A 20,283-nucleotide genomic window follows, 5' to 3' on the forward strand; every position below is an offset into this window, starting at 1 on the left:
GGTGTGAAGGGGTGGGTTCCAAAAAATCCCGCGGCACACATAACGCGACAGGAGCATGCGGAAGAAAACAGAAGCGAGCAGGCCGCAAGAGGCGTTGTCCAGCGCCTGCTGGCGGAAAGTTCTGTGAGGTCGTATATCGCAATGTCGAGACGACGAATGAGTTCACGGCGCTTCCTAGTCAAGAGATGGGCAACAGAAGCCTGTATTCATATGCGATCGTCAACCGCGGCAGCAAGGGGGCGGTTGTACAACTGGAGATAGGGCCGAACGACAGTGATTATCTCGTCGATATGGAAAGTGAAATTAACGGAGGTTCGATGGATATCATCGTCCCGTCTAAATTCATGCGTTTCGTAAGAGTGTCGGTGAGATCGCTTGATCCGGGATTGCCTACGAAGCTGACAGTCTATTATCAAGCGCAATAGCATGGGGCCGTCATCTCCCTCGTTGCCGGTCAAACTATAAGACTCAGGGTGTAGAAAGGGTGATAGCTAATGCCAAACTTCTCGTCGTTTAACCCGAATCCGGATAATTTACGGACGCTCATATTCGGGAAGGACAATGCATCAACTGCAAGAGCGCTGTCCACGGATGCAGACGGACATATCCTCAACATCATGCTGGACGGAACTATCAGCAACTTGATGGGGGTAACGATTACAGCTGGTACAATCAACTCGGTAATGGGAGCGACGATTACGGCGGGAACGCTGGACGCGGTGCTTGGCACGACAATTACAGCGGGAACGCTGGACGCGGTGCTTGGCACGACAATTACAGCGGGAACGCTGGACGCGGTGCTTGGCACAACAATTACAGCGGGTACGTTGAACGCGGTGCTCGGCACGACAATTACGGCGGGAACGCTGGACGCGGTGCTCGGCACGACAATTACGGCGGGAACGCTGGACGCGGTGCTTGGCACGACAATTACAGCGGGTACGTTGAACGCGGTGCTCGGTACGACAATCACAGCGGGTACACTGGGTGCAGTGATGGGTACGACGATCACGGCGGGATCGCTTAGCAGCGTCACTTCGATCTCACAGAAGAGCTTCCAAGAGACAGCCTACCTCGATCAGGTGACAGGCGATGCCTACACGGCTCTGCCAGCGGTTACGACAAGCGTATTCGGCAACTATTCATTCTTCGTCTATAACAAAGGTCCGGGTACGAACAAAGTGGATGCGCGAGTTGAGATTAGCGCCAACGGTACGAACTGGTATGTGGATGTCGATACGGTTACGGGAATTGCAGTTGGATCGGTCGATGTATTGGTGCCGCAACGGTTTCTTAAATTTACGAGGCTTGCGCTTCGTTCCAGCACAGCGGCGAGTCCGACGACGGTGGATTCTTATTTTAACGGACAAGGCACTTAACTAGAATAAAAAAGAAACAGGAGGGTGGCTCATGCTACTCGGAGTACACATGATTGCCCGGAACGAGGCGGATGTGTTGAGGCGCTGCCTGCTTAGCGTGAAGAGCTTCGCGGACGAGATCGTTGTGGCTGATACGGGCTCGACAGACGATACGGCCGAGATCGCGAAGCAATGCGGGGCAAGGGTGCTTAGAGTCGAATGGCAGGATGATTTTGCAAAGGCGCGGAATGAGCTGCTGAAGCATGCAAGAACGGTATGGGTTCTTATGCTGGATGCCGATGAATGGGCGATAGCAAATGAGAAGTCCGGCAAGAAGCTCCGCGAAGAGCTGAAGCGGACCACGGAAGCTGCCCTTCGGCTGCCGATGCAGCATGAACTGTCCGCAGGCGATGCCGTAGTTCCGAAGCTGACGAGCGATGCGGTCAGATTGTTCCGCGCGGATTACGGCTTCGTCTATTATGGCGAAATCCATGAACAGCTCGTCCGGATTGGCACAGGCGCGGGTGAAGGCCGCATGTACGATGTAGACGGGCCGCTCAGCACTAGCGGTATCGTCATCGGCCATGACGGTTACGTGCCGGACACCATGACGCGCAAGTCGAAGGCAAAGCGTAATCTACGGATCATTAAGGGTCAGCTGGCTAGGCGCCCGAATGATCCTTTTTGTCTATATAACCTTGGCGTGACACAGTGTCAATTGGGCCAGGTAGAGGCGGCCAGTCGAACATTCCTTCAGTCGCTTGATGCGGTGGAGCATGATGCGCCCTATCGGCCGACTCTTATACGTGATTACGCGAAGACGCTTATATCATTGAACCGCATAGAAGCGGCGGCGGAGCTTTTGCAAAAGGAAACGGGGATATATAGCGATTATACCGATCTTTATTGGCTGCATGGAGTGGCGCTGCAAGATCTCCAGCTGTTGCCCGAAGCGAAGGCAGCCTACGAAACCGCTATCGAGCTCGAGACGATCATACACAAGCGCGGCGCTTTGCCTGTCAGCTATATATCCGAAGCTGGAGCAAGCAGTTACCGTGCAAAGAGCGGTCTTGGCGAAGTGCTCGTTAAGCTTGGTCAATTAGAAAAAGCGCTGCATATGTATGAGGAAGCTTTGGACGATAGGCCGGACTGGCAGCCAGCTCTTAACGGTCTTGCGTATGCAATGCTTCTGCGCGGAGCGGGAGATGCCCATATTCGCGACCAACTAGCGGTGTATACAGGGGAAGAGAGCGATAACGGCTTGAGGCAGCTTGCAAGAGCGATGTGTGAGATCGGCGCTTACCGGATCGCGATGCCCATCTGGAGAGAGCAATCGATTCAAGGGCGCAAAGGAAAAGGGCTTTCGACAGATACACGCTTAATAGCAGATGCGCTGATCGGGACAGGGCAATATGCCGAAGCAGCCAAGCTGCTTATGATGCACGTACAGCTTCTAGGCGGCGACGAAGCAGCGGCGCTGGATGCGGCGTTGTGCTGGTGGAACGAGGGGCTGCCGCTGCCCCCTATTACTTTGGCGCGTATTGTTCAGGCTGCGGGAACGCAATGCACGCTCGCGCGTTTCAAGCAGATCGAGGTTGTGATGCTTGGCGCTCCTATTCGCGATGAATTCTGGCAAAGCTGGCTGAGCGGCTCAAAGGATAGCGTCTGCGAGGCACAATTGGTTAGACGGGCGGCAGCTCATGGCATGCTGCGGCTGGCAGCCCGGTTGACGGCTGCGATGGAGAAGCTGGACATCACGTTCGAACAGACGCTTTATGACGAGGGATATAACGAGGCGGCGGCCGAGCTGATGCTGAGACGTTTTGCAGCCAAAGGGGAGCTTGCCCGCGGTCATTGGTTAAGGCTTGGCGAGCTGCTGTACAACAACTATTTGTTTAGCGAGGCGCTCGCGATGTTCGAGGGAGGCATTGCAGCCAAAGAGGAACAAGCGGCGGCCGTGACTTATGCTGCAGGTGCTAAGGTGGAAACGAAGCTGCGCATGGGTGCGGCGTCATCGAGCTTGCAACTGGCGCTCGCAGCTGTGCGGTTGTCGGGTGATCCATTAGTAAGCAGCCGGGGCTGGGACGGAAGCAGGTATGAGGATGACGGGGCGCGGCTGACAGATGCGATCGCCAGACTGGATGCGCTCGGTTGGAGGACGACTTGGAACGGAAGGCAAAGGAGGCGCGCGAATGGCGAAGCACCGGAAGCACATTTCCTTATGTATGATCGTTAGAAACGAAGAGCGTATGCTTTCATCATGCTTGCAGAGCGTATGGGGGATTGCGAACGAGATCATTGTGGTGGACACGGGTTCGACGGACCGAACGGTAGAGATAGCGGAATCGTACGGCGCGATCGTTATACATGAGCAATGGGACAATGACTTCGCGAAGGCGCGCAATGCAGGCTTGGAGATCGCAACAGGTGAGTGGATCTTGTTCTTGGACGCAGATGAGCGGCTTGGATCGGGAGCGGGCGAGGAGCTGCTGAAGTATATGGATGAGCCGCGTGCCTGCGGTCTTTTTTTGCAAATATGGAATAAGGCCGATCGAAACGGAAATGAGAACGAGGATGAGATGGAGGGATCTGCTGGGGGGAGCGTACATCCTGTGCTTCGCATGTTCAAGAGTGATCCTGATATCCGGTTCGAGGGGCGGATTCATGAGCAGATAGCAGCTTCGATTTTGCGACGCTGGCCGGATTCGGCTTTCTACATGACGGAAGCCAAAGTGTATCATTATGGATACCGGCAAGAGGTGATCGTTGAGAAGAATAAACAGCATCGCAATATGCGGTTGCTGGAGCTGGCCGTAGCGGAAGAGCCGGACAATTATTTTCACCGCTATAATATCGGTGTCGAATATTTGCGCGCAGGCATGCCGGCCAAGGCTTTGGAGTCGTTTCGCGCCGCGCGGCAGCAGTCGGATTTCGATAAGCTAAGTTATATGCATCTGGCCGTGAAATATGAGGTGCGCTCTTTGCTGGCGCTTTACCAGTATGCTGAAGCTGCAGAAGTTGCCGCCCAAGGATCAAGGCTGGCTGAGGATTATCCGGATTTGTATCATTATAGGGCGATCGCGCTGGCAGGGGCAGGGAGATTGCGTGAAGCTGTTCAAGCGGCGGAGCAAGCGCTCCATATCGGTGCCTCGCCAAGCCGCTACCATACGGAGGAGGGATTAGGGACGTACCGTACGGCCTATCTGCTTGGCCGGATGAAGGAGGAGCAGCTCAATCGGGCCGGCGTGTTGGAGGCTTACGTGTCGGCTTTGCGATTCAAGCCGCAGCTGCTCTCACCCTTGTACCGGCTGTGCAGTTATATACGAATTACGGGTGAGGAGCATCGTCTCTCCTCCTTGCTCGCTTCAAGAGTCATATGCAGCAGCGCGGCTGCCGTTATTAAACTCGCAGAAGTTATGCTGGAGAGCGGCTGCGACCAGGCGGCACAGGAATGGGTAGGCTGGCATATCGGTCGGCTTGAGGGGGCTCATCGTGGGCTGCTGGAACGCTGGCTGCGGGAGCTCGAAGACGATTGGAACAATCTCGAATCTGACGCAAATGCCGATATGGATGGATCTGAAGCCGAGAAGCCAAACGAGTCGGTGAGCGCAAGTGCGGGATTGACGCGAGAATATATGTACGAAATGTGCGATAGAGCGGACGCGCACTTAGAGCTTCTGCAGCAGTATGGGCTGGATGGGCGCCACGGAGGGGATAACATTGCTGAGGCTTCTTCCTATGCGTATAGCAAGGCCATCCGCTTGGCGCGATTATCGATACCGATCTATGAAGGCTGGAACTGATGCATCAGGCCGGTTCTACAAAATTTAGTACTGCCGAATCCCTCTTTCAACCGCTAGGATGGAAGTAATCCGCAGCCGCAGAGCGAGCAAAGAGGGAGTGGTTTTTAGTGAAGCCATTGTATACGTTTGTCAGCATACTCCTATCCATTTTTACGTCTTCGCTTTTAAGTGCCTTAATTATTTCTCTTATGTTTTTTGTTCTTCCAGCTATATTTATTGTCGTAATTTATTGCTTCATCGGGACGGCATTGTTAGGCGCTCCCGTATCATTTGTCATTCATATGATGGTCAAGTCGGAACGGTTGTACGCGATCTTCATTAAGTTTGTGCTGCACGTTGCTGCAGCGGCGCTATTTATTATGCTCTTCTTCATAGACGAAATGAACGTACAAAATATATTTCAAAGCGGAGGAAGCCTCTTCCTCATAGCAGCCGTTATCAATGCCATCATCTACTTTGTCATCTATACATGCATAAGGCGGATCCTGTTCAATGATCGGCAAGCTGCTCCGCAATAATAGCCGTCCATGCCGCTTCCCACTTTCCGTGGTCGAACGATAAAGCAGTCTGTCTCGCCATACGGCCCATTCGAAGCCTTTCCTCCTTATTGTCGAGCAATGAACGAACCGCAGCCTCAAGCGAAGCGGAGCTTGGAGACGTCTTGCGACCATTCAGCCCATCGATCACAATATCGTTAAGCCCGCCTACGTTGCTGGCGACGACAGGAAGGCCGCAGCTCATCGCTTCTAGGCATGCGAGCGACGTTCCTTCAGAATAAATCGTTGGTATGACGGCTATATCGGCGTTGACATAGGCGCTGCGTACATCGTCGAAGTCGTATACCCGTTGCTCGATTCGAGCCTGATGGAGATGAGCATCACGCCAAAGCCGGAACGCGGCCGCAACAGGTGTGTTCTCTACGAGCTCGCCTGCGAACTCGATAATCACATTCGGATAATCGCGAAGAATCGAATCGGCGAGCAGCATCATCGGGACGATGCCTCTCTCGAAGCTAAGCCGTCTTGGATAGAGGATACGGAGCATTTGTCCGCCCGCCTCATCCTTGTCGGCTGGAGGGGTGAACCAAGCGGTATCCACTGAATTGGGCAATAGGGGGATACGTCTTGAATCTATAAATTCGCACACCGACCGGCAGTAGGTTAGAAATTGCGAGTCCACCGACACGACCACATCCAATTGCGAGACGGCGTTATTAATCACAGAGGCGAGCTCAAGCTTCGCTTGATGAGGCATTGCTTGCCGATCCCAGCTAATGCCGTGGCAGATGCCGATGCTTCCGGGACGGTATCGAATGGGCTGCCATATGCAGCTCGCATAAATAATAAGTCCCTCGGCCGCGGCGGCCATCGACTCGAAGGCAGCGCCTATCCGCTCCGTGTCATAAGTCCAGCCGTGAACGGGAATGCTCTCGTATTCGGAGTCGAAGCTTCCGAAGTAGGATAGCTGATAGACAATAGGCTGAAGACCCATCGCGGCAATGACGCGGCATAGGGAGAGAATGTACCGCTCCAGTCCGCCGCCGAACGGTCGGGAAATATTTTGCGTATACCCGTCAAGAAAGCTGTGTGTCAATATCGTAACCGTTGTCTGCTTCAACCTATATCTACCTCCTCGCGCCAACGTATAAGATTCGGCTTCGAATCGAGTATCGATTCATAATGCGCCAGGCTGCCCCATTTGCCATACGGGTCGTATTGCTTATAGCGCTCATACTTCGCCTTGCGTTCCTCCTCGCTTCCCGCCCAGCCGAGATGCTTGATGCGAAGCTCGGTAGCGACACCTTGCAATGCTGCGCAGCTAAGAGGAAGCCGCGGGACGTGATGCTCCCATTGCGGATAGCTGTATGGATACCCCGGCATGTAACGGACAAGCGTCATGGAATGGCGTTTATGCAGATTCCACCATTCATCCTCGCGGTAATGCGTAAGCGAACCCCACATATCGAACATGCGAAAAGCAACCCAATCGTACCGATCCTGATCGATGAGGCTGCGAATTTGTTTTTTGGCGCGCTGCTCGTAGATTTCATCGGCGTCGACGGAAAGCACCCAATCAGGCTCGGTATCGGCAGCCTCCTGCCACAGCCGCGAGCGAAGCTTCCATTCCTGCTCGAAGAGAGGCTCTTCCAGCCGTACAAGCTTCTCCACCTTATCGAAGGAGCGGCAAATGTCATACGTATCGTCTGTGCTGGCATCATCTACGATAACGATCCCGTCGACGAAGCTGGATAGCTCGCCGAGCACCGCTTCTAAGTAGCGGCCTTGCTCGTTGCGCACCTGCATGATTGCAGTTAGTTTATTGCCGCTCGTTCGGCGCCGCCAAATTCGCCCTTCTCCCATCGTAGATTCACTCCCCTCTGCTCTCGGCTTCGGTGCTTGCTTCCGCTCCTGCTCCAGCAAGCTTACGAATGGCGTTATCCAGCTCGCTAAGCTCAAGGATGCTGCCAATCGCCTCGACCCGGCTCTCCGCCGCCGCTAACCAAGCGTGAATCGCTTCATGCCTGCGGCCTTGCAGCATCATTAGATAAGTCCCGTGCAGCAATTCATATTGCTGCTGCTCCTCGATCGAACGAATCGAAAGCTTCTCCATATGCTCCATCGCCGCTCCCAAACGCCCGATCTGAACATAAGCCTCAATAAGCAGCTTACTGGCGACCGGTTCACTGCTTGCCTGCGGCTCCAATAGGGGCACAGCTTGCCGATAGTCGTCATTAAGCCGATAGAGCAATGCTTTGGCAAGCGTCTCTTTGCCTTCTTGCAGCCAATCATCCATTAGATAAGCCTTCTGGCGGTCCTCGTCCGTTACAGCGGAATAGCTATAGGATCGAATAGCAGACCAAGTATCACCGCTCTTAAGCTGAATCGCCGACAGGAAGCGGTAGTAGTCAGTCAGCGCATCTTTATTGCCTTCCAATATGGCGAGTTGAAAAGCTTGCAGAAGCTCTTCCTCGGACTTGCTAAGATCATCAGCCAAATAACGAAATACGGCGTGAAAAAACAGCTCGCTCGCATTGAGGGGCTCACTGGCACTGTTTTCGAGTTTTGATTTGATCGATTTTGCATATCTCTCTGCAATGAATCGCTGCTGCAGCCGAACGAGAGGTCTCGCCATATAATCCCCGATCGTCCAGCTAAAAGCCTGCCGCGCGAACAAATCGCTCACCTCGTCGCTCCCATCAAGCAAGAAAACATCTTCTCTTTGGAACGATTGCTCCAAGTAATAGAGCTCGTTATTCGTGATGACCAGATGTCCTGCTGCACATAGCAGCTTGCGGCATTTCGACAGTAGTGCGCTCTCCGCTTCAATTGGGAAATGATCCAAGACGATAATCCGATGGGGGGACCATGCAAGGGCGGTGTGAAGCCAGTAAGGGTTCATGACGATTATAACCGCTGTGTTCCAAGGAATCGTATGAAGCTGCTCCAGCGGGATAAGGACAGCATGAGCCGGATAATCGGTTGCTGCTCGGTCGGTAACGATATAAGTGCGATGCTGACTCGTATAGCCGAGCAGCAGTTGTTGATAGAGCGGGGAGAACTGCTGCCAATCGCCGTCCGGAAAAATAACAAGAACAGAAGCCGTCAAGGTCGATTCACCATCCGTTCTTAAGAGAGATGGGGGCGTTCGAATTCCACTTCCGTACATAGGCTTGATGCGCGCTTTATGAAAGGTATGCGCGAGTCGGGGAGGGAATGCAAATAGATTTATATCAGCTTGGTCATCTCAGCACCCTCAATTTTGGGTTTTCATTAGCATCATTATAGGAAGCTAAATCGGGTGCTGCTTCCGTATGTGCATCAATAGCGGCATTTCAGGCTCTTAAACTCACCTATTGCTCGCATTTCCTCAAAAACGTCTTAATAGCGTCCCTAAATCAAACTAATCAGGGTTTGGACAGTATGGCAGCCTATTTAGTTTCCTAAAAGGCAACTATCGCTGAAGCCCAGTCGTATCTCTTCGAATTGCTGCCTTAATAGATGGGATTACCACATTGGCCAATCTCTCTTTGAATTGCGTTAGCAATTCAAAGAGAGATTGGCCAATTGGCATGGTATCCTACCTCTGAAACGCGGTCGCTCATCCTCGAATTTCATCGCTAAGTAGGATACCTTATAATTTCTCTGAAATTTGTGTATTATAGTAGGATATATATTCTCCGAGGGAAAGGTTGGTCTTGATGGAAAACGCAGTGGAATCGAAGTCATCATCCTCAAATTTTATTAAAAACATCGTAGTCGAAGATTTAAAGAGCGGCCGCGTACAGGAAATCGTCACACGCTTTCCCCCTGAGCCGAACGGCTATTTGCATATCGGACATGCGAAATCAATCTGTTTGAACTTCGAGCTTGCCGATGAATTCAAAGGCAAAACGAATCTTCGTTTCGACGATACGAATCCGCTTAAGGAAGACACGGAATACGTAGAATCGATTCAAGAGGACGTGCGTTGGTTGGGCTTCGAGTGGGACGAGCTTCGCTTTGCGTCGGACTACTTCGAGGAGCTGTACAATCGCGCAGTGCTTCTGATCAAAAAAGGAAAAGCTTACGTCTGCGAGCTGACAGCCGAGGAAATGCGCGAGTATCGCGGAACGCTAACCGAGCCGGGCAAGGAAAGCCCGTATCGCAGCCGCAGTGTAGAAGAGAATCTAGATCAGTTCGCGCGTATGCGCGCAGGCGAGTTCAAAGACGGCGAGAAAGTGCTTCGCGCCAAGATCGACATGGCTTCGCCTAACATTACGCTTCGCGATCCTGTCTTGTACCGTATCTCGCACGCCCATCACCACCGTACGGGCGACGCTTGGTGCATCTACCCGATGTACGACTACGCGCATCCGATCAGCGATGCGATCGAAGGCATTACGCATTCCATCTGTACGCTAGAGTTCGAAGATCACCGTCCGCTCTATGATTGGGCGATTGCCGAATGCGAGATGGAAGCGACGCCGCATCAATACGAGTTCGCTCGTCTGAACGTGACGAACACTGTAATGAGCAAGCGCAAGCTGAAGCAACTGGTGGACGAAGGAGTCGTTGTCGGCTGGGACGATCCGCGCATGCCGACGATCAGCGGACTTCGCCGCAAAGGCTATACGCCGGAATCGCTTCGGGCGTTCTGCCGCGAGATTGGCGTGGCGAAGAGCAACAGCATTGTCGATGAGCGCAATCTGGAGCACTTCATCCGCGAAGACCTGAAGCTCAAGGCACTCCGCACGATGGCGGTCCTTAAGCCGCTTAAAGTCGTTATCACGAATTACCCGGAAGGGCAAACGGAGCTGCTGACGGCAGAGAACAACAGCGAGAATGAAGCGATGGGCGAACGCCAAATTCCGTTCTCCCGCGAAATTTATATTGAGCAAGACGATTTTATGGAAAATCCGCCGAGCAAATACTTCCGTCTGTTCCCTGGCAACGAAGTGCGTCTCAAGCACGCGTACTTCATTACATGCCAAGAGGCGATCAAGGACGCTGACGGCAATGTAATCGAGCTCCGCTGCACGTATGATCCGCGCACGAAGAGCGGTTCCGGCTTCAATGAGCGCAAGGTGAAGGGCACCATTCACTGGGTGGAGGCGTCACAAGCGGTTGCAGCCGATTTCCGTCTTTATGAGCCGCTTATTACGAACGAAGCTGAAGAGGAAGGAAAGCCGTTCCTCGAATGTATCAATCCGAATTCGCTTGAAGTGCTGCAAGGCTTTGTTGAGCCGAATATGAAGGATGCGACGGGCGGCGACAAGTTCCAGTTTTTCCGCCACGGCTATTTCAATGTCGATCCGAAGGACACGACGACGGAGAAGCTGGCCTTCAACCGTATCGTTTCCTTGAAAAGCTCCTTCGACCCGACTAAAGCTTAATACGACACATTGCAGCCTGCCGAGCATATTTGCGAAGCAGGCTGTGTTATTTTCCGAGAGGGAGAAGGCCTATGACCGATCATGCTCAACAGCAGCGTCGTCTGCATGGCCTCGTTCTTGCCGGAGGCCAGAGCTCGCGGATGGGGACGGATAAGGCGCTCCTGCCAATCAACGGGAAGCCGTTGCTCTATCTTCTCGTTAAGCAGCTTGCCGCACTTGGGATGAAAGTGACGGTTGCGGCAGGCTCGCCTGATCGCGAGCAATCATACCAAGCCGCATTGGCCGAGCTCGCCCCGCAAACAATCTTTGCGTATGACCGTTACCCGGGCTGCGGTCCGCTCTCGGGTCTGCATGCCGGGCTGGCAACCATCGATACAGGCTGGGTGTTCGTCGTTGCATGCGATATGCCGACGATCTCACTGCCGCTGCTGGAGAAGCTGCGAGACACGCCTAGGTCATTCGGCGAGGGAGCGGGTGTAATACACGCCCCTGGTCAGCCGATGCATGCTCTTTATGAAGCAAGTGTGCATGTACAAGTGGAAGAGGCTCTACAGCGCGGCGATTACCGGTTCATGCGCCTGCTTGCGGCATTGCCAAGGATTGAAGTCACGCCGACGATAGAAGAAGCGTCGATCGCTTTCACGAATATGAATACGCCTGAGGCATACGCGCGTTATATCTCCGAGCTAGAGGAGCGGCCTTCTTGCTGAAGTCTATTGCAATCGGGACGGTCTCCCAGTTATTCGATTCTGAAGGGGAGCCTTTCAAGAAAAGCAGCGACAAATAACATCACGGGATAACATGTACGAGGTGAGCATAATGAAAAGCTTTCAGTACGAAATAGTCGATGCGCAGCCCGGCGACCTGCCGCGTATCGTCGAGATTTATAACTCTACCGTCGCGAGCCGGATGGTTACGGCTGATCTGGAGGAGGCAACCGTCCAGAGCAAGCAGAAGTGGTTCGACGACCATTCGCCGGAGTCGCGGCCGATGTGGGTGCTTCTAATAGAGGGACAACTCGCAGCATGGTTCAGCTTCCAATCGTTTTATGGCAGACCCGCCTACCAGGCAACGGCAGAAATTAGTATCTATATTGCGGAAGAATACCGCTCGATGGGAATAGGTTCGATATTGCTTGCCAGAGCGATAGAAGAGAGCCCGCGCCTCGGCATCCGCACGCTGCTTGGATTCGTATTCGGACATAATGCACCGAGCTTATCCTTGCTGCGTAAGTTCGGCTTCGCTGAGTGGGGATTGCTTCCCAAGGTGGCTGAACTGGACGGGATCGAGCGTGATCTTGCGATTATGGGGAGAAGAATATGAAACGTAAATTAGTCATTAGCGATATTCATGGCTGCCACGGGGCTTTGAACGAGCTGCTCGCGCTTATGAGCTACAAGCCGGGCGAGGATCAATTGCTGCTGCTTGGTGATTTTGTCGATAGGGGTCCGAACAGCCGGGAGGTCGTGGAGCAGGTCATCAAGCTGGTGAAGGATGACGGCGCGATCGCAATCAAGGGCAACCACGACGAGCGTTTCGTTGATGTGGTGCTGGAGAGAAGCGAGCAGGCGTTATATAAATTCACGGGTCATGGCGGACGCCAAACGGCAGAGAGCTACGCGGATGGAAGCCACTCTTCCTTGGATAAGCTGCTGTCCCAAATGAAGGCGACCGTGAAGCAATCTTATATGCACCATCTCGATTTCCTAGACAGCTTGCCGCTCTACCACGAGGATGAGCATTTCATCTACGTCCACGCGGGATTGAACCCGGCCTTCGACAATTGGAAGAAGCAGCCGGAGCGTGACTTTCTATACATTAAAGAGCCGTTCATCAAGCAGCCTACGCGTGTCGGCAAGACGGTTGTTTTCGGCCATACGAAGACGAGAGATATTCACGGCAAGTCTGACATTTGGTTCGGGGACGGAAAGATCGGTATTGACGGAGGCTGCTCGAACGGTTATCAACTGAATGGTCTCGAGATTCGGGGCAGAAATGATTTTAGAACCTATATGGTGCGAGGCAAACCGAAAAATAACACGGCTGCGAGGTGATCCGAAGCAACGTGTACAAGAAGGCTTACAGCAAAAGCATCCTATTTAACCTGATGCTAACGGTTGCCGCACTTATCTATGTCTTTATTATGTTCCATTTATTGCTATATCGCGATCGCTTCCATGGAGCCGGCTATTCATACAATATCGTTCCGCTCCATACGATCAAAAATTATATTTATTACCGCAATCATATGAATTGGAACATTTGGTTCACCAATATATTCGGCAATATTGTATTATTCATTCCTATTGGCATCTTCGCTCCGCTCTTACGCGTCAAATATCGGAACCCGATTAGACTTGCTGCCTTCACGATTGGTTGGATTGCGATCATCGAGCTTATTCAAATGCTCACGCATGTGGGCAGCTTCGACGTCGACGATATTATCTTGAATACGGTTGGCGCGCTGCTCGGGCTGATCTTTACGCATATTATGCTTTTTGTCTACGGAAAAGGTAAATAAAGAAGCCGACGAGGGAATGCCTCGCCGGCTGGTCATCCGAGTTAGCGCGTTATCTACCTACGCAAGCTTGAATATATTAATCGATTCATTCATTTGCTCTGCCAGGGCAGCCAGCGACTGGGAAGTCGCTGCAGTCTCTTCGGATGAAGCGGCTGTCTGCTGCGACGCAGCTGATATTTCCTGCACCGAACGGAATACGGTGGAAGACTGAGCGACTTGCTCTTCGCAAGCTGCGGCAATGTTCGTGACGCGCGAGGAAGATTCATTCACCATATGTATGATGTTGTCGAACGCTTGTCCGATCTGCTTGGATTGCTGCATCGCTTCGGAGACGGAGCGTACGCTTTCAACCGTATTGCTTTGCATCCCTTTGATGATAACCGTTATTTGCTTCGTTGCATCGCTGCTGCGCTCAGCCAGCTTGCGGACCTCGTTAGCAACGACAGCGAAGCCGCGTCCTTGATCGCCGGCCCGCGCCGCTTCAATAGCAGCGTTAAGCGCAAGCAGATTCGTCTGACTCGATATGTCCTCGATAACGGAGATGATGTCGCCGATCTTGCTGGAATCTTGCTCCAGCGCCGACATCTTCGTATTCACGACATTCATGCCTTCGATCGATTCGATGACGACGTTGCCGCCTTGCGTAGCGATAGCCGATGTTTTCTCTGACAGCTCTGCCGCTTCTTCCGCCGATGCCGCTACGTCATGAATGGAATTGGACAGCTCCATGAACAGCTCATTAACGGTCTGCGTCGACTGCGACTGCGAGATGCTGGTGCTGGCCATCTGCTGCATGCTGGCCGAGATTTGTTCGGAAGCGGCTGCGACGCTTTGCGACGAGATAACGGTGCTGCCAAGCAAATCCCGCAGTCGTTCAACCATATGATTGACGGATGCAGACAGCTGCCCGACTTCGTCCTTGGAGCGAATAGCTAATACATCGCCGCGAAGATCGCCCTCGGATATCATTCGGATCCGCGTTGCAATCTTAAGGACAGGTCCAACAATCATGCCGGACATCATAATAGCGAGCAGAATGCCGAGCACGATGGCGACAGCGGCGATGATGACGATTATGAGCTCCAGCGTCTTGCCGTGGCGCAGGACGGATTGGCTCGCCTCTTGCGTCTGTAATTCACGCTTGGCAGCGAGCTCGTCAAAGCCTGTGCTGAGTTCTCTTCCGATAGGTGTTACCGTGTCTTGCAATATTTGCAGCGCTAGCTCATCGTTGCCTGATTCTATAGCTGGAAATAGCGTTGATTCGATGTTCTCGCGCCAGGATTTGCTTTGTTCAATCAAGCTTTCCACTTCGTCGGAATGAGCGGTGGACAAAATATACTCCTGTACTTCCTTGCTCTCTTCCGTAGAGGCTAGAAACCGGGTTTTGTAATCCTCTTCATGGAAGAGCAGATAACCGCGAACCAAAGCGATTCGTTCTTGAACGTTCTTGCTAAGCTTCTCGTCATAACTAAGCAGCTTCACATCATGCTCGATCGTCGTCTCCACCTTGGTTACGAACTGCTCTACGTTCACATAGCAGACGATCACGATAGCAACGATCATAACAAGTAATACTCCGAATCCCGTAAATAGCTTTAGACGCAATGATTTCATTTTTCCCACTCCCGCGCATCATTTTGTTTTCTCTCTCTTTTTAACAAAGCGTGAACCGTATTGCACTTGCGGAAAAACGATCGGAATACTTTTCCTAATCGCGATGGATTTATTATATATGGGGGAAATATTGTTGTATATAGCAAATTTATAGTGAATAGGAGTCGGTTTATGAGGAAATTATCGGTATATATATACCGTTTGTTACAAATAAATCGATAAATAGTGATAAGATAATAAAATCAAACATTTTAATGAGTTGAAAGGAATGTTGTTCTGTGAGCAAATTTTGGAGTCCTTTAACGGCTTCGCTGGTTCCTTATGTTCCAGGCGAGCAGCCGAAAGATAAAACGTATATCAAGCTGAACACGAATGAAAATCCGTATCCGCCGTCTCCGAAGGTTATCGAGGCTATTCAAGCGGCGGCAGGCGATGATCTGAGATTGTATCCGGACCCTACCTGCGAAGCGTTAATTGGAGCGGTCGCGGACTATTACAAGCTGCCGGCAGGTCAGGTGTTCGCGGGCAACGGCTCGGACGAGATTTTGGCGTTCGCTTTTGCAGCTTTTTTTGATCCGGCGAAGACGATTTTGTATCCTGACATTACGTACAGCTTCTATAAGGTGTACGCGAAGCTGTACGGACTGCAATCGGAGCTCATTCCTTTGGATGATTCGTTCACGATTCATCCAGCCGATTATGCGAAGGAGAACGGCGGCGTCATCTTGCCGAATCCGAACGCGCCAACCGCCAAGCTGATGTCGCTGGACGATATCCGCACGGTGCTGGACAGCAACCCGAACCAAGCGGTCATTATCGACGAAGCCTACATCGACTTCGGCGGCGAATCTGCGATTAGCCTAATCCCGCAATATCCGAATTTGCTCGTCGTTCAGACGCTTTCGAAGTCGCGCTCACTCGCTGGACTTCGTGTTGGCTTTGCTTTCGGCAGCGAGGAGCTTATTGATGGACTGAATCGGATCAAAAATTCATTCAACTCCTATACAATGGACAGACTTGCTCTTGCTGGAGCGATAGCAGCCTTCCAGGATGAGGCTTATTTCCGTGAGACGACGGAGAAAGTTATCCGTACGCGTGACCGCGTAGCGGGCGAGCTTGCTGAGCTTGGATTCAAGATCACAGATTCGAAAGCAAACTTCGTATTCGCTTCTTACCCGGACAAGCCAGCAGTGTCGATCTTCCAGCAGCTTCGCGATAAAGGCGTGCTCGTCCGTTACTTTGCGCAGCCGCGCATCGATGAATACTTGCGAATCAGCATTGGAACGGATGAGGAAATGGACGCTTTCCTGCTGGCTATTAAGGAAATCGTGGCTGAGTAATGGAGGAAACGAGCGATAAGTATGCATGGTTCAAACGTTCGGCGCGGAATGCTTCGCTGCTCAGCGTCGCCTTCGCGCTTGTCACGAATGCGGTGTACGCCGCATCCTATTACGCCGCATTTGTTATCGAATATAGCTACATCATTTGCATGCTGTTAGCCGCAATATTTGCTGTTCCGATTATTTGGCTGTTCCGCAGCAGGCACTGGTACTTTCCCGTATTCATTGTGCTGCTGTGGATTCCTTTGAACCTTGTGATTGGGTTTGCGATATCGGGCCTGCTGCCGGAGGGCGGGGGCGAGATCGGTGATGGATTGGCGATGTTTTTCTTTTTTATCCTGAATCTTGTTTCGGTCGTCTGCGGTACGGCGGCGGGGATGATCGTCAATGGCATCTTGTTCTTTTCCCGTAAATTAAAATCGAATGATGTGTAACACTAAGAGTCTAATCGGAAACCTGATGAGGAGCCGATGAGGCTCTTTTTTTTTTGACTTATTGAATCTACTGTTCTATTATATAGTGATCCCTAACGTTCGTTAGGCAACGAACGTTAGTCGAATGGGAGTGATGGCATGGACGATAACTTAACGACGCCGGAGAAGATTAAGCTGGCTGCTCTTACCCATTTCACGGAATCCGGCTATGAAGGCGCGTCAATGTCTCAGATTGCGAAGGAGGTCGGCATCAAGACGCCTTCCATATACGCTCATTTCAAGTCGAAGGAGCAGCTTTTTCTTAGGCTTACGCAGCAGGTAATCGATGAGGAGTGGGAGCATTACAACACACTCTTGCTGCAGCTTCGGGATGAACCGGTCGAACGCAAGCTTTATCGTATATTCGACTTCTTCTCCGACTTCGCCCACCTATCGAGCGGTCAAGCGTTTCTGAAGCGAACGATGGTCGTGCCGCCGCGCCATTTGCGCGAGCAACTACGGACTGTCTTTCTTCAATATGAGGATCTATTGTCGGAGCGGATTGTTGAAATTATTCGCCAAGGGACTGGAGAAGGCATTTTTGCCGATCGGGATGAAGAGCGGATGGTCGCGGAGCTGTATGTTTTCGTAGACGGCTTGCTGGTGGAATATCAGTTTTATGACAGCACATTATTCGAACAGCGCAAGCAGCTTCTGTGGGAATCGCTATGGCAGCTATGGACACTTAACAACAAGGAAGGATGAATGGGTAATGGCATGGATTTATTTGTTATTGGCAGGTTTTCTAGAGGTGGGCTGGACGTTCGGGCTCAAATATTCAGAGGGCTTTACAGTTTTGGTACCGAGCATCATTACGGTAGTGCTGCTCGCTGCGAGCTTCTATCTGTTCGCCAAATCGATGCAGATTATTGAAATAGGGACTGCGTACGCAATGTTCACGGGAATGGGAACCGTCGGCACGGTTATAGCAGGCATATTATTTCTTGAGGAGGCCGTTGATTTCTGGCGGTTGTTCTTCATCGTTCTGCTTATATCGGGTATCGTCGGACTTAAGCTTGTCTCTAAAGACAAGAAGGAAGACCCTTCGCAGGAAACGCACACGGAGCAGTTAAGACAGCAGGAGAGGGCGTGACGATAAGATGGCATGGTTATTTTTGCTCCTATCGGGCTTAGGGGAGGTCGGCGGCGTTACTTTCATGAAGCTGTCGGACGGCTTTCGCAAATGGAAGGGTACAGTCGGCGCGATCGCGTCGGGCTTCGTTAGCTTTTTCTTCTTGTCGAAGGCGCTTCAGACGATCCCGATCAGTACAGCTTACGGGATATGGACGGGTATCGGCTCGGTAGGCGGGGTTGTGCTCGGCATGGTACTTTTTAAGGAATCGAAGGATTGGCGTAAAATTATGTTTTTGGCAATGATTATAACCGGGGTAATCGGCCTGAAGGTCGTAAGCGGCGGCGGACATTAAGCAGCCTTAAGCGGCGAGAGCCCGTTTCATCTTGTGAACTCTTTATTTTTGCAGAGGAACACCTTACAATGAAAGGGACTGGAAACGAATTGTAAGGAAAGGGAGCTCTGTCACCTATGGATGCACAAAGATTGGAATCATTTATCGATAAAATGAAGCATACGCTTCTGGCAGAGCTTGAGCTCGAAAGCGTAGACCCGGGCAATCCGATACATGTGAAGGCGATGCCGAAGGAATGGAAGCTGCTTGGAGCAGGCAACTATGCCAGCGTATTCTACCATCCCGATGACGCGGATATTGCCGTGAAAGTATATGCGCCTGGCCGTGAAGGCTGGGTTAGTGAGTGCGAGGTGTATCGCCGTATTGGCGATCATCCATCTTATTCGACTTGTTACCATGCCGGCGAGCATGAAGGGCATTACTACTTGATATTGCGCAGGCTGCAAGGCAAAACGTTGTACAATTGCGTGCTTGAAGGGATAACAATCCCGAAGAGCGTGATCGACGATATAGACCAAGCGCTCGATTATGCGCGTTCCCAAGGGTTATTTCCTCATGACGTTCATGGCAAAAATGTTATGGTAGCGGACGGCAAAGGAATTGTCGTCGACATATCCGACTTCTTGAAGGAGGAGCCATGCGCGATGTGGGACGACTTGAAGAAGGCATATAACCGTATTTATATGCCGTTCTTATCCAAGCATACAGTTGCCATTCCTGAATGGGTCATGAACAGCGTGCGCAAAGGCTATCGATGGATGAAGCATTCGCCGCTTGGCGGGCGCTCGTCGCAAGGAATAAGCAAATCATAACGAATGGCAACAGTAAGGCAGCGATTCCGATACGGATCGCTGCCTTCATTTGTTTCGTCTTCCGTTGCCCAGGCTAATGCTCTTTGTCGAACGCATCGAGCAGCGCCTTGGCTTGATCAAGATCTTTCTTCAATACATGAATTCGTTTCACAGAGCTGCTCTCGTTCGTAATCTTCGATTTCAGTCCGCCGGCCTTCAGATGCGCTTGCAGCCGATCAATCAGATCCGTTCTCGATCCGCCCTCCGCACGAATCGATACCCATCGATTCCAAAATGCCATGATTGTGTTCACCTCCTTTAAAGTTTTGTATGACAAAACTCGCATCGGAAGCATCAGCTTAGTTTTGCGCAGCAAAACTACTTCGGAGCCTTTGTGCAATCGGCACAATTCATATTTATTCAGTTACGGCACTAAATGATGACAACCGCTCGCAAAATTATGCGTCTGTCTCCTCTCCACTTTTTGCAGAGAATAGTTCGCCGCAGCGCACCGCAATATAATGACGAACGGCGTGCACCTGGCTATTGACAAATACAACTGTAACGGATAAAATTACAGTAAGAAGCAGGGAGGCCCGTTCATAGTGAACAGTGAATTTACGATTGCCGTACACAGTCTTGTATATTTGGCTTATTTGCCGGAACGAATGGCGAGCAGCGAGATGATTGCCGATAATGTCGGTACGCACTCCGCACGCGTTCGCAAGGTGATGAGCGCATTGCGTCGAAGCGGATACGTGAATACGCGCGAAGGTTCTGGCGGAGGATATCGTCTGACCATTGACCCAAGCATCGTCACGCTAGCCGACATCTACCGCGTCATGGCGCAGGGGTCGCTCATGCCTAGCTGGTGCTCAGGCAATCCAGAGATGGATTGCGTCGTCGGATCGAATATGAATCAAGTCATGTTCGGCATTTTCTGCAAGGCGGAGAAGCAGCTGGAGGAGCATTTTAGCGCAATTACGATTCAAGACGTGCTTGGCCAGATTCACGCCTGTTCGTAGCTTCTAATTGGTAAGGATGAGACGGGTTATCCCTTAATCATACACATTGTTTGGAGAGG

22 protein-coding genes are annotated in these 20,283 nt (G+C 51.7%); 17 read left to right on the forward strand and 5 right to left on the reverse strand.

Going from position 1 to position 20,283, the window contains the following annotated elements; all coding sequences use genetic code 11:
* Positions 1–11 precede the first annotated feature (11 nt).
* The 5 genes from V8F51_RS28770 (at position 12) to V8F51_RS28790 (ending at position 5,679) form a co-directional block, all read left to right on the forward strand.
* Complete coding sequence (locus V8F51_RS28770) at positions 12–425, forward strand: DUF6385 domain-containing protein (RefSeq protein WP_337103950.1); 414 nt, start codon at positions 12–14, stop codon at positions 423–425.
* A gap of 69 nt (positions 426–494) precedes the next feature.
* Positions 495–1,379: a DUF6385 domain-containing protein gene (locus V8F51_RS28775; RefSeq protein ID WP_337103951.1), complete on the forward strand. Its 885-nt coding sequence runs from the start codon at positions 495–497 to the stop codon at positions 1,377–1,379.
* A gap of 31 nt (positions 1,380–1,410) precedes the next feature.
* Positions 1,411–3,594 (forward strand): tetratricopeptide repeat-containing glycosyltransferase family 2 protein, encoded by a 2,184-nt coding sequence (locus V8F51_RS28780; RefSeq protein WP_337103952.1) that lies wholly within the window; start codon positions 1,411–1,413, stop codon positions 3,592–3,594.
* Positions 3,551–5,161 carry a glycosyltransferase gene (locus V8F51_RS28785; RefSeq protein WP_337103953.1) on the forward strand — a complete coding sequence of 537 codons (1,611 nt, stop codon included), beginning with the start codon at positions 3,551–3,553 and terminating at the stop codon, positions 5,159–5,161. The genes V8F51_RS28780 and V8F51_RS28785 overlap by 44 nt, the downstream gene beginning before the upstream one ends.
* A gap of 281 nt (positions 5,162–5,442) precedes the next feature.
* Entirely contained in the window at positions 5,443–5,679 is a 237-nt protein-coding gene (locus V8F51_RS28790; RefSeq protein ID WP_337103954.1) for a hypothetical protein, read from the forward strand.
* Here V8F51_RS28790 and V8F51_RS28795 read toward each other — a convergent pair.
* From V8F51_RS28795 to V8F51_RS28805, 3 genes are read right to left on the reverse strand one after another with little or no spacing between them, the layout of a single operon-like run.
* Positions 5,651–6,778: a glycosyltransferase family 4 protein gene (locus V8F51_RS28795; protein ID WP_337103955.1), complete on the reverse strand. Its 1,128-nt coding sequence runs from the start codon at positions 6,776–6,778 to the stop codon at positions 5,651–5,653. The genes V8F51_RS28790 and V8F51_RS28795 overlap by 29 nt on opposite strands.
* A complete protein-coding gene (locus tag V8F51_RS28800; RefSeq protein ID WP_337103956.1) occupies positions 6,775–7,617 on the reverse strand; it encodes a glycosyltransferase family 2 protein in 843 nt (280 codons plus the stop codon). The genes V8F51_RS28795 and V8F51_RS28800 overlap by 4 nt, the downstream gene beginning before the upstream one ends.
* Entirely contained in the window at positions 7,529–8,767 is a 1,239-nt protein-coding gene (locus tag V8F51_RS28805; protein WP_337103957.1) for a hypothetical protein, read from the reverse strand. Before V8F51_RS28805 ends, V8F51_RS28800 begins: the two co-directional genes overlap by 89 nt.
* 592 nt (positions 8,768–9,359) lie before the next feature.
* Here V8F51_RS28805 and V8F51_RS28810 point away from each other — a divergent pair.
* The 5 genes from V8F51_RS28810 to V8F51_RS28830 all read left to right on the forward strand — a co-directional run bounded on the left by V8F51_RS28810 (position 9,360) and on the right by V8F51_RS28830 (position 13,554).
* A complete protein-coding gene (locus tag V8F51_RS28810; protein WP_337103958.1) occupies positions 9,360–11,033 on the forward strand; it encodes a glutamine--tRNA ligase/YqeY domain fusion protein in 1,674 nt (557 codons plus the stop codon).
* Positions 11,034–11,104: 71 nt separating this feature from the next.
* The gene (mobA, locus tag V8F51_RS28815; RefSeq protein ID WP_337103959.1) at positions 11,105–11,743 is read left to right on the forward strand and encodes a molybdenum cofactor guanylyltransferase; all 639 of its coding nucleotides are present in this window, start codon (positions 11,105–11,107) and stop codon (positions 11,741–11,743) included.
* A 109-nt stretch (positions 11,744–11,852) separates the two neighbouring features.
* Positions 11,853–12,356, forward strand: a complete 504-nt coding sequence (locus tag V8F51_RS28820; protein ID WP_337103960.1) for a GNAT family N-acetyltransferase — start codon at positions 11,853–11,855, stop codon at positions 12,354–12,356.
* Entirely contained in the window at positions 12,353–13,087 is a 735-nt protein-coding gene (locus V8F51_RS28825) for a metallophosphoesterase family protein (RefSeq protein ID WP_337103961.1), read from the forward strand. The genes V8F51_RS28820 and V8F51_RS28825 overlap by 4 nt, the downstream gene beginning before the upstream one ends.
* Complete coding sequence (locus V8F51_RS28830) at positions 13,084–13,554, forward strand: VanZ family protein (protein WP_337103962.1); 471 nt, start codon at positions 13,084–13,086, stop codon at positions 13,552–13,554. The genes V8F51_RS28825 and V8F51_RS28830 overlap by 4 nt, the downstream gene beginning before the upstream one ends.
* Before the next feature lie 57 nt (positions 13,555–13,611).
* On the opposite strand, the gene V8F51_RS28835 is transcribed toward V8F51_RS28830, so the two are convergent.
* The gene (locus V8F51_RS28835; protein ID WP_337103963.1) at positions 13,612–15,168 is read right to left on the reverse strand and encodes a methyl-accepting chemotaxis protein; all 1,557 of its coding nucleotides are present in this window, start codon (positions 15,166–15,168) and stop codon (positions 13,612–13,614) included.
* Positions 15,169–15,446: 278 nt separating this feature from the next.
* On the opposite strand from V8F51_RS28835, the gene hisC reads away from it, so the two are divergent.
* The 6 genes from hisC (at position 15,447) to V8F51_RS28865 (ending at position 19,220) form a co-directional block, all read left to right on the forward strand.
* The gene (hisC, locus tag V8F51_RS28840) at positions 15,447–16,508 is read left to right on the forward strand and encodes a histidinol-phosphate transaminase (RefSeq protein ID WP_337103964.1); all 1,062 of its coding nucleotides are present in this window, start codon (positions 15,447–15,449) and stop codon (positions 16,506–16,508) included.
* Positions 16,508–16,942 carry a hypothetical protein gene (locus V8F51_RS28845; RefSeq protein WP_337103965.1) on the forward strand — a complete coding sequence of 145 codons (435 nt, stop codon included), beginning with the start codon at positions 16,508–16,510 and terminating at the stop codon, positions 16,940–16,942. Before hisC ends, V8F51_RS28845 begins: the two co-directional genes overlap by 1 nt.
* Positions 16,943–17,080: 138 nt before the next feature.
* Entirely contained in the window at positions 17,081–17,686 is a 606-nt protein-coding gene (locus tag V8F51_RS28850; RefSeq protein ID WP_337103966.1) for a TetR/AcrR family transcriptional regulator, read from the forward strand.
* A gap of 7 nt (positions 17,687–17,693) precedes the next feature.
* Entirely contained in the window at positions 17,694–18,074 is a 381-nt protein-coding gene (locus V8F51_RS28855) for a DMT family transporter (protein WP_337103967.1), read from the forward strand.
* Positions 18,075–18,081: 7 nt separating this feature from the next.
* On the forward strand, positions 18,082–18,408 hold the full coding sequence (locus tag V8F51_RS28860) for a DMT family transporter (RefSeq protein WP_337103968.1): 327 nt from the start codon (positions 18,082–18,084) through the stop codon (positions 18,406–18,408).
* Between the two features lie 116 nt (positions 18,409–18,524).
* The gene (locus tag V8F51_RS28865) at positions 18,525–19,220 is read left to right on the forward strand and encodes a serine/threonine protein kinase (RefSeq protein WP_337103969.1); all 696 of its coding nucleotides are present in this window, start codon (positions 18,525–18,527) and stop codon (positions 19,218–19,220) included.
* A 73-nt stretch (positions 19,221–19,293) separates the two neighbouring features.
* Here the strand turns inward: V8F51_RS28865 and V8F51_RS28870 are convergent, their stop codons facing one another.
* Positions 19,294–19,500 (reverse strand): hypothetical protein, encoded by a 207-nt coding sequence (locus V8F51_RS28870; RefSeq protein ID WP_337103970.1) that lies wholly within the window; start codon positions 19,498–19,500, stop codon positions 19,294–19,296.
* Positions 19,501–19,804: 304 nt separating this feature from the next.
* Here V8F51_RS28870 and V8F51_RS28875 point away from each other — a divergent pair, with 304 nt between their 5' ends.
* Complete coding sequence (locus V8F51_RS28875; RefSeq protein WP_337103971.1) at positions 19,805–20,224, forward strand: RrF2 family transcriptional regulator; 420 nt, start codon at positions 19,805–19,807, stop codon at positions 20,222–20,224.
* Positions 20,225–20,283: the final 59 nt, after the last annotated feature.

The organism is Paenibacillus sp. YIM B09110, assembly GCF_037167145.1.
Classification (GTDB): Bacteria; Bacillota; Bacilli; order Paenibacillales; family Paenibacillaceae; genus Pristimantibacillus.

Excerpts from the sequence above, each read along its gene's own strand:
- V8F51_RS28850 (WP_337103966.1), top strand. The coding sequence starts at position 17,081 with ATGGACGATAACTTAACGACGCCGGAGAAGATTAAGCTGGCTGCTCTT.
- V8F51_RS28820 (WP_337103960.1), top strand. The coding sequence starts at position 11,853 with ATGAAAAGCTTTCAGTACGAAATAGTCGATGCGCAGCCCGGCGACCTG.
- V8F51_RS28870 (WP_337103970.1), bottom strand. The coding sequence starts at position 19,500 with ATGGCATTTTGGAATCGATGGGTATCGATTCGTGCGGAGGGCGGATCG.
- V8F51_RS28835 (WP_337103963.1), bottom strand. The coding sequence starts at position 15,168 with ATGAAATCATTGCGTCTAAAGCTATTTACGGGATTCGGAGTATTACTT.
- V8F51_RS28780 (WP_337103952.1), top strand. The coding sequence starts at position 1,411 with ATGCTACTCGGAGTACACATGATTGCCCGGAACGAGGCGGATGTGTTG.
- V8F51_RS28785 (WP_337103953.1), top strand. The coding sequence starts at position 3,551 with ATGGCGAAGCACCGGAAGCACATTTCCTTATGTATGATCGTTAGAAAC.
- mobA (WP_337103959.1), top strand. The coding sequence starts at position 11,105 with ATGACCGATCATGCTCAACAGCAGCGTCGTCTGCATGGCCTCGTTCTT.
- V8F51_RS28810 (WP_337103958.1), top strand. The coding sequence starts at position 9,360 with ATGGAAAACGCAGTGGAATCGAAGTCATCATCCTCAAATTTTATTAAA.
- V8F51_RS28865 (WP_337103969.1), top strand. The coding sequence starts at position 18,525 with ATGGATGCACAAAGATTGGAATCATTTATCGATAAAATGAAGCATACG.
- V8F51_RS28775 (WP_337103951.1), top strand. The coding sequence starts at position 495 with ATGCCAAACTTCTCGTCGTTTAACCCGAATCCGGATAATTTACGGACG.
- V8F51_RS28790 (WP_337103954.1), top strand. The coding sequence starts at position 5,443 with ATGATGGTCAAGTCGGAACGGTTGTACGCGATCTTCATTAAGTTTGTG.
- V8F51_RS28845 (WP_337103965.1), top strand. The coding sequence starts at position 16,508 with ATGGAGGAAACGAGCGATAAGTATGCATGGTTCAAACGTTCGGCGCGG.
- V8F51_RS28855 (WP_337103967.1), top strand. The coding sequence starts at position 17,694 with ATGGCATGGATTTATTTGTTATTGGCAGGTTTTCTAGAGGTGGGCTGG.
- V8F51_RS28860 (WP_337103968.1), top strand. The coding sequence starts at position 18,082 with ATGGCATGGTTATTTTTGCTCCTATCGGGCTTAGGGGAGGTCGGCGGC.
- V8F51_RS28825 (WP_337103961.1), top strand. The coding sequence starts at position 12,353 with ATGAAACGTAAATTAGTCATTAGCGATATTCATGGCTGCCACGGGGCT.